This window comes from Pseudomonas sp. 7SR1 (genome assembly GCF_900156465.1).
Taxonomy (GTDB): Bacteria; Pseudomonadota; Gammaproteobacteria; order Pseudomonadales; family Pseudomonadaceae; genus Aquipseudomonas.
On record NZ_LT707064.1, the window covers coordinates 5,680,659 to 5,693,795 of the forward strand.

Annotated in this window: 1 protein-coding gene; it reads right to left on the reverse strand. The window is 65.9% G+C overall.

Annotated features, from left to right (window positions below; genetic code table 11):
- Window positions 1-11: 11 nt before the first annotated feature.
- Entirely contained in the window at window positions 12-12,992 is a 12,981-nt protein-coding gene (locus BW992_RS24950) for a non-ribosomal peptide synthetase (RefSeq protein ID WP_076407243.1), read from the reverse strand.
- Between the last annotated feature and the right edge of the window lie 145 nt (window positions 12,993-13,137).

Consider the following 13,137-nt stretch of genomic DNA (forward strand, 5'->3'; position numbering starts at 1 on the left):
GATCATGCCATTTACAGCCCCTCCAGCTCGGCCATCAAGTCATTCAGCCGGTCCACCTTCTCCTCGGTGATTTCGCTGGCAGCCAATCCTTCGATGTAGTCGGCCAGTTCCTGGACCGTGCTGCATTCGAACATGGCCCGCAGCGGTACGTTGCGTTGCAGGGCCTTCTGTACCCGAGAGGCGATTTGCGTCGCCAGCAACGAATGGCCGCCCAGTTCGAAGAAGTTATCCCGTACGCCCACTCGCTCGACGTTCAGCACCTGCGCCCAGATATCCGCCAGGGTCTGTTCCAGCGCGGTGCCCGGTGCCTGGTAATCCTGGCTTTGCAACTGGCCGATCTCCAGGGCCGGCAAGGCGTTGCGGTCGAGCTTGCCATTGGCGTTCAGGGGCAGCCGGTCCAGCCATAGCCAATGCAGCGGCACCATGTATTCCGGCAGCTCGGCCCGCAGGCGTTGCTTGATGCGCTCCAGGCGTTCGGTCGCCGGCAGCGTCGAATCAGAAGCGACCAGGTAGCCCACCAGATGCTTGCCGTTGATCCCCTCCTGCACGCCCACCGCGGCATCGCGCAACTCCGGCTGCTCATGCAGCCGCGCCTCGATTTCACCCAGCTCGATACGATAGCCACGAATCTTCACCTGATGATCGATGCGGCCGACGTACTCCAGCACGCCATCGCTGCGCCGCCGCGCCAGGTCGCCAGTGCGGTACAACCGCTCCCCCGGCGCGCCGAACGGATTGGGCACGAATACCGGGGCAGTACGCAGCGGATCGCCGACATAACCACGTCCTACCCCGGTGCCCGCCACGCACAGCTCACCCACGGCACCCAGCGGCACCAGCTCCAGCGCGCCGTCGAGCAGGTACAAACGGTTGTTGTCGGTGGGCGTGCCAATGGGCAGGTAAGTGCCACGGGTCGACGCCATGTCGACACGGAAGAACGCCACGTCATCGGAGCATTCCGCCGGGCCGTAGGCGTTGACCAGGCCGATGGCCGGGTATCGCAACAGCCACTGGTGGGCCAGCTCCGGGGGCATCGCTTCGCCAGTGGGCAACATCCAGCGCAGTCCGTCCAGGCTGACACGATCCTGGGCAAGCATCCCCTGGATCAGGGACGGCACGCTTTCCAGCACCGTGATGCCCTGGCGCTGCACATGTTCCAGCAACCCTTGCGGATCATGGGCGATGGTATTCGGCACGATGTCGACCCTGGCCCCGAACAACGGCGCGGCGAGGAACTGCCACACCGAGATGTCGAAACTCTGGGACGCCGTCTGGGCGATCACATCGGCCTCGTCCAGCGCCAGGTACGGCACCTTGCTCAGCTGATTGTTGAGCATGCCCCGCTGCTGCACCATCACGCCCTTGGGCTGCCCGGTGGAACCGGACGTATAGATCACATACGCCAGGTTGTCCGGCCCGCTATGGACTCCGGGGTTTTCCTGCGACGCATCACTGGCCTGGATGTCTTCCCACACCAGCAGCTTCGGCCGCGCCGAACAGGCATGCTCATCCAGCAGCGCCAGCGCCTGGGCATGGCAGGCCTGGGTGCAGACCAGCAGCGGCGTGCGGCTCAGTTCCAGGATACGCCCCAGGCGCTGGCTCGGCAGGCCCGGGTCCAGCGGCAGGTACCCGGCGCCGGCCTTGAAGCTGCCGATGATCATTGCCAGCAGGTCCAGCCCCCGTTCGGCCAGCAGCGCCACCGGCTGATCGAGGCCCACGCCGCAGGCGATCAGTGCATGGCCCAGGCGGTTGCTGTGGGCGTTCAACCCGGCGTAGGTGTATCGGTTGTCCAGGCAGCTGGCCGCGATCCGTTGCGGATGGGCCGCAACCCGGGCCTCGAACAATTCCACATAGCTCTGGGCCAAGGGATAGTCGCGCTCACTCTGGTTGCAGCCATGGACCAGGAAGTCCTGCTCCTGCGCCGCCATCAGCGGCAGCTCGGCCATGTCACCGTGCAAGCCCTCCATCAGGGCCAGCAGCAATCGCTTGAACTCACCCAGCAGCCCCTCGACGGTGGACGCTTCGAAGTAGCGTCGGTCGTAAGACAGATGCAGCCCCAGGTCGTCCCCGGGATAGCAGACCGCCGTCAACGGGAAGTTGGTGTGGGTGCGACCCGAATCCGACGTGGCGTTGAGGCTGCGGGCGCGGTCCAGCACCGAGACTTGCACCGGAGCGTTCTCGAACACGAACAGGCTGTCGAACAGCGGCTGGCCCTTGGGCAGTTCGCTGACTTCCTGGATGCTCACCAGCGGCAGGTACTCGTATTCGCGCAGTTGCATGTTGCTGTCCAGCAACTGGCCCAGCCACTGGCGCACCGTACAGCGCTGCTGGTCCTCGGGCATCCGCACCCGCAACGCGACACTGTTGATGAACAGCCCCACCGTGCGCTGCATCTGCGGCAATTCCACCGGGCGGCCGGCCACAGTGACACCGAACAGCACGTCCCGGTCGCCGCTCACTCGCCGCAGCACCAGCGCCCACGCTGCCTGGGCGAAGGTGTTGACCGTCAGTTGGTGAGCCTGGGCCAGTTCGCGCAGCCGTGCGCCGTCCTTTGCCTCGAGGCGGGTGTAGCAGTCGCCGACGATCATGCCTGCGCTGTCACCGGCGTGTTCACGCAGGAACGGGCGGTCGGCGGGGATTGGCGTGGTCCGTTCGAACCCTTCCAGGTTGTGCTTCCACCACTGGCGGGCCTCGGCCAGGCTCCGATGCTGCAGCCAGCCGATGTAGTCGCGATAGCGGGGTGGAACGGCCAGCCGGGGCTCGCGGTTTTCGCCAAGGGCGGTATAGATCTCGAAGAAATCGTCCATCAGCAACGAGCGGCACCAGGCATCGATCAGGATGTGGTGATTGCTCATCATGAACCAGTAGCGCGCCTCGCCCACGCGGATCAGTCGCAGGTGGAACGGTGCCTGGTTCAACAGATCGAAGCCGGCCTCGCGCTCGCGCTTGAGCAGCGCCTGGAGCCGGTCTTCCTGCTGGTCCCCGGGTACCTCGCGCCAGTCGAGATAATCCACTGGCGTGTTGCCGGGCTTGTGGATGATCTGCAGCATCTCTTCGCCGACGTTCCAGCAGAACGAGGCGCGCAAGGCTTCGTGACGGCTCACCACCGCCTCCCAGGCTTGGGCGAAACGATGCGGGTCCAGTTCGCTGTCGATGCGGTAGCGGTCCTGCATGTAGTACAGACCGGTGCCCGGTTCCAGCAAGGTGTGCAGCAGCATGCCTTCCTGCATCGGCGTCAGTGGATAGACATCCTCGATCTGCGCAGCCGGCACGGGCAAGTGGTCGAGCTGCTCCTGGGACAGTTTCGCCAGCGGGAAATCCGACGGCGTCGGGCCGCCCGCCTCGTCCGTCAGGCAGTGCTCGACCAGGCGCTGCAACTCATCGAGGTACGCCGCGGCCAAGGTGACGATCGTCTGCCTGTCATGGCGTTCGCCACTGTAGGTCCAGCGCAGCACCAGCTCACCACCACTGACCTGGCTGTCGACACTCAGCTCATTGGGCAGTGGCGCATCGGGGTCGTGGATCGCCCCCAGCGCTGCGTCCAGTGGCCGGAACAGGGCGTCATGCCCCAGGGTCTGGTCAAGCTGGCCCAGGTAGTTGAAGGTGATCGACGCCTGCGGCAGGTCAGCCATCGCCTGGCGAGTGGCGTCGTCGGCCAGGTAGCGCAGCACGCCATAGCCCAGCCCCTTGTGCGGTACGGCGCGCAACTGCTCCTTGATGGCCTTGATCGATGCGCCGATATCTTCGGCCGACGGGCTCAGGCGCACAGGGTAGACACTGGTGAACCAACCCACGGTGCGGGTCAGGTCCAGATCGTCGAACAGCATCTCGCGGCCGTGCCCCTCGAGCTGGACCAGGGCCGACTCATGACCGCTCCAGCGGCACAGGACCCGGGCCAGTGCCGTGAGCAACAGGTCGTTGACCTGGGTGCGGTAGGCACTCGGCGCCTGTTGCAACAGCTGCCGGGTGCGCCCGGCATCCAGGCGCACACTGACCGTCTGTCCATGACGCTCCTGGAGAGCACCGTCAGGATGCGCGCAAGGCAACGCCACAGCCGGGCCGCTCAACCGGCGTTGCCAGTCGGCCAGTTCTTCGCGCAGGGACTCGCTGCCGGCATAGGCCTGCAAGCGCGCCGCCCAATCGCGCAATGGGCTGGTCTTGGCCGGCAGCCCGATCGCTTGCCCGGCCGTGATCTGGCGGTAGACGGTTTGCAGATCGTCCATCAGTACCCGCCACGACACCGCGTCCACCACCAGGTGATGGATGACGATCAGCAGGCGCTGCCCACCGTCGGACAACCGGGCCAGCACTGCCCTGAGCAACGGACCGCCAGACAGATCGAGGCTGCGCTGGGTCTGCTCGAACAAGGCCTGGCAATGCTCCACGGAGTCGACGGACAGCGACTGCACCAGCGCGACGTCCGACAGCGGCCGATGCTCGGCGCGCCAGTGTCCGGCGGTCTGTGCAAAGCCCAGGCGCAGGGCGTCGTGCTGCTGCAGGACAGCCTGCAGCGCCTGTTCCAGATGTCCCGGGTCCAGGGTCATGGCCGGCTCCAGCAACAACGCCTGGTTCCAGTGGTGTCGATTGGGGATCGGGCACTCGAAGAACCAGTGCTGGATCGGTGTCAGCCCCGACTCGCCGCTCAGCAAGCCCTGCTCGGCGCTCAGCTGTTCGCTGTGGGTGGCGACAGCGGCCAGGGTCTGCACGGTCTGGTGCTGGAACAGGTCGCGGGGCGTGAAGTGGATGCCCTGCTGCCGGGCCCGACTGACCACCTGGATAGACAGGATCGAATCGCCGCCCAGCTCGAAGAAATTATCGTTGAGGCCGACCTGTTCCACGTTCAGCACCTCGCACCAGATGGCCGCCAGGGTCTGCTCCAGGGCATTGCTCGGCGCCACATAATGTTGCCGGTTGAGCTCAAGATCCGGCATCGGCAAGGCGCGACGGTCGAGCTTGCCGTTGGCGGTCAGCGGCATGCTCGCCAGCAGGATCAGGTGCGTGGGCACCATGTAGTCCGGCAGCTGAGCCTTGAGATGATGCTTCAAGGCTTCGCGCAGGACGCCTTGTCGTTCGGCGTCCTGGGTGGCGACGTCGGTCACCAGGTAGCCTGCCAATTGCTTGCCGCCCGGCATATCGAGGGCCAGTACCACGGCCTCGCGCACCGCGTCGTGTTCCAACAGGCGGGTTTCGATTTCCCCCAGTTCGATACGGAAGCCACGGATCTTGACCTGATGGTCGACCCGACCCAGGTATTCCACCAGGCCATCGGCACGCTGGCGCACCAGGTCGCCGGTGCGATAGAGCCGCCCACCTTCGGTGCAGAACGGATCGGCGACGAACCGCTCGGCCGTCATGCCCGGCCGCTGGTGGTACCCCTGGGCCAGGCCCGCGCCGCCGACGTACAACTCGCCTGTCGCGCCTTGCGGCACCAGGGCCAGGTCGGCATCGAGGATATAAGCCACCCGCTCACCGACCACACTGCCGATGGGCACGCTGGTCACGCCCTCCTCCAATTGCTCGGGTGCCAGGCACGCCAATGGCATGACCACGGTTTCCGTCGGGCCATAGGCGTTGAAAAACCGTGCCGGGCTGAACGCCGCGCGGATGCGCTGCAGATGCTCCCCGGTCAGGGCCTCGCCCCCCGTGATGCACATGCGCACGGGCAGGATCTGCCCCTGGGTCGCCAGCCATTGCGCCAGTTGGCTGCCATAGCTGGGCGTGAAACCGAGGACGTTGACGCCATGCGCGCGGATCAATCCGCAGATTTCCTCGGCGTCCCATTGCCCCTGGGCCCGCAGCACCACATGGGCGCCGCTGAGCAGCGGCACCAGCAGGCGCTCGGTGGCGGCGTCAAAGTTGATGGAATAGAAATGCAGCTCGCAGTCGTCCGGGCGCATGCCGAAACGCTGGATCACCGCCTGGCAGTGCATGGCGATTTCGCCGTGGGACACCACCACCCCCTTGGGCTTGCCGGTGGAGCCCGAGGTGTAGATCAGGTAGGCCTGGTGCTGCGGCAGGTTGATCGACGGCAATGGATGATCAGGATATTGCACCAATGCCGGACCATCCTCCTCCAGGCTCCAGCGTCCGACGCCGTCTGGCAGCGCACCGAGAGACTCGAACATCGCCCGGTCGCTGAGCAACCACGCGATGCCGCTGTCTTCGATCATGTAGTGCAAGCGGTCCAGCGGGTATTCGGGGTCCAGCGGCACGTAGGCACCGCCGGCCTTGAGAATCGCCAGCAGGCCGATGACCATTTCCAGGGAACGCTCCAGGGCCAGGCCCACCCGGACCTGTGGCCCGACGCCGCGCTCGCGCAGCATCCAGGCCAGTCGATTGGCGCGGCGTTCGAGTTCACCGTAGGTCAGGGTCTGTCCGGCAAAGGTCAAGGCCGGGGCATCGGGACGGGCCTGGGCCTGCTCGCTGAACAGCGGGTGCAGGCAGTGGTCCAGGCGATGCTCGCCGGGCTCGACACCCAGGTTGTCGAGCAACTGTTGCCGCTCGCCAGCGTCCAGCAGCGGCAGCTCGCTCAAGCGTCGGCCCGGATCGCTCAGCAGCGCCTCCAGCAGGTTGCGCCAATGCCCGGCCATGCGGGCGATGCGGGGTTCATCGAACAGGTCGGTGCTGTAGGTCAGGCAGCAACCCAGGCGATGATCCAGGTCGGTGACCTCCAGGTTGAGGTCGAACTTGGTGGCCCGGGCATCGTTCACCAGGTACTGCACGGTCATGCCGGCCAATGTGCGGCTCTGCTGGAATTCCCAGCGCTGGACGTTGCACATCACCTGGAACAGCGGATTGTAGGCGGCGCTGCGCGGCGGTTGCAGGGCTTCGACCAGATGATCGAACGGCAGGTCCTGGTGGGACTGGCCTTCGATGACTGTATGGCGCACCTGCTCGAACAGCTCGCCCACCGACATCTGCCCGTCGAGCTGGCAACGCAGCACCTGGGTGTTGAGGAACGCACCGATCAGCCCTTCGCTTTCCGGTCGGATCCGGTTGGCCACCGGCGCGCCGATGCGAAGGTCGGTCTGGCCGCTGTAGCGATAGAGCAGCACGGCCAAGGCGGCGGTCATGGTCATGAACAGGGTCAAGCCGTGTTGCGCGTTGAAGGCACGCACCCTGGCGGCCAGGTCATCGCTGAGGTCGAAGCGGAACAACTCGCCGCGATGGCTTTGCACCGGTGGCCGCGGACGGTCGGACGGTAGCTCCAGCAATGGGTGTTCACGGCCCAGTTGCGCGGTCCAGTAGTCCAGTTGCCGTTGGCGCTCGCCGGACTCCAGCCACTGGCGCTGCCAGACGCTGTAGTCCAGGTATTGCACCGGCAAAGGCTCCAGCGGCGATTGGCGGTCATCGACGAAGGCTTCGTACAACGCGCTCAGCTCCCGGGCGAAGATGTCCATCGCCCAGCCTTCGGTGACGATGTGATGCAGGGTCAGCACCAGGTAATGCTCCTGCTCCGCGGTCTTGACCAGGCAGGCCCGCAGCAACGGCCCGGTTTCCAGGTCGAAAGGCTTGTGGGCCTCGCTGTCGGCCAGCGCCTGCACCCGTTGTTCACGGACATCGGCGGCCAGCGCCGAGAAATCCTTCCAGTCCATCCGCAGGCCCACGTCATCGTGCACCTGCTGCCAGGCCACGCCGTCGGCACTGGGGAACGTGGTGCGCAGGGTTTCGTGTCGCAAGACCAATGCCTGCAAGGCCGCCTCGAAGCGCCCGACATCCAGCACCCCGCGCAAACGCGCCATGCCGCCGACGTTATAGGCCGGGCTGTCCGGCTCCATCTGCCAGAGGAACCACATGCGCTGCTGGGAATAGGACAGCGGCACCGGTTGGCTGCGATCGACCTTTTCGATCGGTGGCTGCCGGTTGGTCTGGCCACTGGCCTGGATCAAGCGTACCTGTTCGGCAAACGCCCCCAGTTCACTGTTCTCGAACAAGGCTCGCAGCGGCAACTCGACGTCGCAGGCCTGGCGGGTGCGGGAAATGATCTGGGTCGCCAGCAGCGAGTGGCCGCCGAGGGCAAAGAAATCATCCCGCAGGCCAATCCGGGACAGCCCCAGCACGTCGCGCCAGATATCGGCGAGCTGGCATTCGAGGGCGCTGACCGGCTCCACGTGGTCACGCCCCTGCCACTGCGGTTCGGGCAAGGCGTGGCGGTCGAGCTTGCCGCTGGGGCTCAGCGGCATGGCATCCAGGCGCAACACCTGCGCGGGCACCATGTAGTCCGGCAATTCGGCGGCCAGGGCGGCGAGGAGCCGCTGGTCCAGGTCGTCCCCGGTAAGATCTGGCGCTGTGTAGTAGCCGATCAATTGCGGACCGGCGGCGGTGTCGCGCACCAGCACGGCCGCCTGGGCGATGCCCTCCTGGGCCAGCAGCCGCGCTTCGATTTCCTGCGGTTCGATACGGAAACCGCGCAGTTTGACCTGCTGATCGAGGCGGCCGAGGTATTCGATCACCCCACCGGCGGTCCAGCGCGCCCGGTCGCCGGTGCGATACAGGCGCGCGCCCGTGGCGGCCAGCGGATCCGGTACAAACCGCTCGGCGCTCAGGCCCGGCCGGCCGAGGTAACCCCGGGCCAGGCCCAGGCCGCCGATGCACAGTTCGCCCGACACTCCGGACGGTACCGGGTTGAGCTCACTGTCGAGCACGCGACACAGCACGTTGCCCAGCGGACGGCCGATCGGCGAGCGCTCGCCATCGGCATCGCTGCAATGCCAGTGCGTGACGTTGATGGCGGTTTCGGTCGGACCGTAGCGATTGTGCAGTTGCGCCGTCGGCAGTTGCGCCAGCACTCGGCTGCGTAATTCGGCCGGCAAGGCTTCACCCCCGGAGAACACCCGGCGCAGGCAGGTGCAACCGGCGCTCAAGGGTTCGTCGACGAACAGGCTGAGCAGCGGTGGCACGAAGTGCAGCGTGGTCACGCCAAACTGTTGGACCAACTGGGCGATGCGGTGCGGGTCGCGATGTTCGCCGGGGCCGGCCAGGACCAGCGGGCAACCTGTGATCAAGGGCCAGAAGCATTCCCACACCGACACGTCGAAGCTGATCGGCGCCTTTTGCATCAGCACATCGGTTTCGTCCAGGCCATAGGTGGCCTGCATCCATTGCAAGCGTTCGGCCAGGGCCGCGTGGGTGTTGCCGACCCCCTTGGGCTGGCCGGTGGAACCGGAGGTGTAGATCACGTAGGCCAAATGATCGCCGTGCAGATGCAGGCCTGGCGGATTGCCCGGCCATTGCTCCAGATGCAAGGCATCCAGGGCAATCACGCTGATGCCTTCGCAGACCGGCAAGCGTTCGAGCAACGCGGTCTGCGTCAGCAGCAGATCGACGCCGCTGTCCTGGAGCATATAGGCCAGGCGTTCGGCCGGGTAATCCGCATCCAGCGGTACATAGGCGCCACCGGCCTTGATGATCGCCAGCACGCCGATGAGCAACTGCGGCGAACGCTCGGCGGCGATTGCCACGCACACATCGGGGCCAACGCCTTTGTCCCGCAGGTAGTGGGCCAGGCGATTGGCCTGGGTGTGCAGTTCGGCGTAGTCCAGGCGACCGCCCTCCCACAGCAGCGCGGCGCGTTGCGGCGTACGCCGGGCCTGCTCGTTCAGCAGCTCCGGCAACCATCGTGCCGCCGGTTCGCAAGGGGCCACACTCCATTGCTGCTGTTGCGCCTGCTCATCGGCGGACAGCAAAGGCACGTCGCCGATGGCCTGCTGCGGATCGGCGCATACTGCCCGCAGCAGGTTGCAGAAATGCCCGGCCAGGCGCGCGATGGTCGCCGCCTCGAACAGCTCGTCGGCGTAGTCGAACGACAGCGTCAACCGCCCGTTGCGGTCTTCCTCGCTGTGCAGTTGCAGATCGAACTTGGCTTCGCGGCTGTGCCATGGCAGCTCATCGGCCAGCAATCCCGGCAAGCGTCGCAAGGCGCCCAGGTCGCGTTGCTGATGGTTGAACATCACCTGGAACAGCCCTTGTTCGCGAGCCTGCGGGAAGGCTTCGAGCAGTTGTTCGTAGGGAAGGTCCTGGTACGCCTGGGCGCCCAGCGTGGCCTCCCGGGCCTGGGCCAGGAGCGCGGCGAAGGACTGGCGCGAATCGACCTGCCCGCGCAGCACCTGGGTATTGATGAAGAAGCCGATCAGGCCTTGGGTTTCCAGGCGTGGACGGTTGGCATTGGGCACGCCGATGCGCAGGTCGGACTGGCCGGTATAGCGTTGCAACAAGGCCTGGAATGCCGCCAGCAGACACATGAACGGTGTCGCGTCGTGGGCCTGGGCGAGCTGGCGCAAGGCATCGCCGAGGCTCTTGTCCAGGCGCAGGCTATGACGCGCGGCGCTGCGAAGACGCTGGGCGCTGCGAGGATGATCGGTGCTCAGCGCCAGGACGGGATGTTCGTCTCCCAGTGTCTGTTTCCAATAGGCCAGTTGCCGCTCGGCTTCTCCCTGGGCGAGCCACTGGCGCTGCCAGCGGGCGTAGTCGGCGTACTGCAACGGCAGCGGCGCCAGCGCGGCGACCTGCCCCTGGGTCGCGGCGGCATACAGCCGCGAGAATTCGTCCACCAGCACATTCATCGACCAGCCGTCGGCAATGATGTGGTGCATCGTCACCAGCAACTGGTGATCGTCCTCATCCAGGCGCACCAGCGTGACCCGCAGCAGCGGCCCCTTTTCCAGGTCGAACGGCGTAGTCGCTTCGGTTTCCCGGATCTGCCGGGCGCGGGCCTGGCGCTGATCGTTGGGCAAGTCCGCCAGATCGATTGAGCGCAGGTCGAATCCCGCAGCCGGATCGATCTGCTGCATGGCCACGCCATCGCGCTCCAGGAAACGCGTGCGCAGGGATTCATGGCGTTCGATCAGTTGCTGAAAACTGGCGCGCAGTGCGTTTTCGTCCAATTCGCCACGCAGGTGCAAGCCGCCGGGAATGTTATAGGCGCAGCTTGCAGGGTCCAGTTGCCAGGTGATCCACAAGCGGTTCTGGGCCAGGGACTGCGGCAATGCCTCATGGCGCGGCAACAGGCTGATCGTGTCCTGTGACGGGTTGCCGTCCTGTTGGCTGGCGGCCACTACGGCCGTGAAAGCGCTGAGGGTCGGGGCTTCGAACAGCAGGCGCAGCTCCAATGTCACGCCCAGGGTTTCGCGCAGCCGCGCAACCACCTGGGTGGCGATGATGGAGTTGCCCCCCAGCAGGAAGAAATGATCGTCTCCCTGCACTTCGTCAACCTGCAACAGCTCGCGCCAGAGCTGGGCAATCTGCGCCTGCAACGGCGAGGTCGACGCCTGCGCACGGACACTTGCGACCTCGGTCGACGGGAACTGCGCATAGCTGTCGAGGCTGCCGTCGGCCAGGCGAGTGCGGCACGCCGAGCGTTGCAACTTGCCGCTGGACGTCTTGGGCAAGGCACCGGGATTGAGTAGCACCACCACGCTCGGCGCTTGCTGGCAGGCGTCGGCCACCACCTGACGAAGGGTCTTGATCAGCGCCTCGGGCGGCAGGATTTTCTGCACGCTGCGGCTGATTTCCGCCGCAATGCCGATGCCTTCCTCGGTGCCATCGTTGACTGCGAAGGCCGCCACCCGGCCTTTGCGCACCACTTCCACCTCACGCTCGATGGTCTGCTCGATGTCCTGGGGATAAAGGTTGTGCCCGCGCACGATCAGCATGTCTTTCAAGCGACCGGTGATGAACAGCTCGCCGCCATGGACGAAGCCCAGGTCGCCGGTGCGCAGCCAGGTACGACCGTCATGCTGGACGAAGGTCTTGGCCGTGGCCTCGGGATTGCGCCAGTAACCATGGGCGATGCTCGGCCCGGTGGCCCAGACTTCGCCCACCTGCTGGTCGGCCAGCGGCTGGAGCGTATTGGGTTCGACGACCAGCACCCCGTGTCCGGGCTGGCCGAAACCGCAGCTCATCACCGCGCTGCCTTGCCCCGGCTCGGCGCGGTTCTGCGCCAGCGCCGCGTCGTCTATGCGCAATGAAGCAATGCCATGGCTGCGGGGCGTGCCGGCGACGAACAGGGTGGCTTCCGCCAGGCCGTAGGACGCCATGAAGTTGTCAGAGGTGAAACCGCACGCCGCGAACTTCTCGGCGAAACGTTCCAGGGTGTCGAGGCGGATCGGCTCGGAGCCCGAATAGGCCACCCGCCAGCCGCTCAGGTCGAGGCGCTGCAAGGCCGAGTCGCTGATCCGCTCGCTGCACAACCGATAGGCGAAATCCGGGCCGCCGCTGATGGTGCCACCGTACTCGCTGATGGCTTCCAGCCAACGCAACGGCCGGGCCAGGAAATACCCCGGCGACATCAGCACGCATGGCACGCCACTGAAGACCGGTTGCAGCAGGCCGCCGATCAAGCCCATGTCGTGATACAGCGGCAGCCAGCTGACGATGACGTCGTCGGGGTTCAGGTCGATGCCGAAGCCATGGCGGATCAACAGCTCGTTGGCCACCAGGTTGCCATGGCTGACCTGCACCCCCTTGGGCAATGCAGTGGAGCCGGAGGTGTATTGCAAAAAGGCAATGTCATCGTCCTGCAAGGTCGGCGCGACCCATTGTCCGGCACGTGCCGGGTCGAGGCTGTCGACGCATAGCAACGATGGTGCGGACTCGATGGCCTGCAAGGCTTCGCGCAGATCGCTGCTGGTGAGCAAAAGGCGCGGCTCGGCGTCGGCGATGATCGACAGCAGACGTTCCTGGTGATGACGACGGGCCGACTCCGGTGGATAGGCCGGCACGGCGATCACACCGGCGTACAGGCAACCGAAAAACGCCGCGACGTAATCGGGGCCGCTGGGAAACAGCAGCACCGCGCGATCGCCGACTGTCGCCTCGGCCTGCAAGGCGGCGGCAATGGTGCGGGCGCGCAGGTCCAGATCGCGATAACTCAGCACCACGCTCTGCTCCGGCGTGTCGGCAAGGAAGCGCAAGGCCACGCGATCCGGCGTCGAGGCGGCGCGGCGCTGGAGGGCATGGGCCAGGGTGCTGGGAAGTTCGAACGCGTCGGTCATGAGGTTTCCTGCCTGAAATTCGGCTTGCAAGTGATATCCAGTCTTCTTCCATCGCACGCCATCGACGGCATGCGGGACGCGGTCATGGCCGACCGCGCGAGGCAATGGAAATGCGTTGCGGCATCCGGGCTGCCGCCCGAAACCG

Excerpts from the sequence above, each read along its gene's own strand:
- BW992_RS24950 (WP_076407243.1), bottom strand. The coding sequence starts at position 12,992 with ATGACCGACGCGTTCGAACTTCCCAGCACCCTGGCCCATGCCCTCCAG.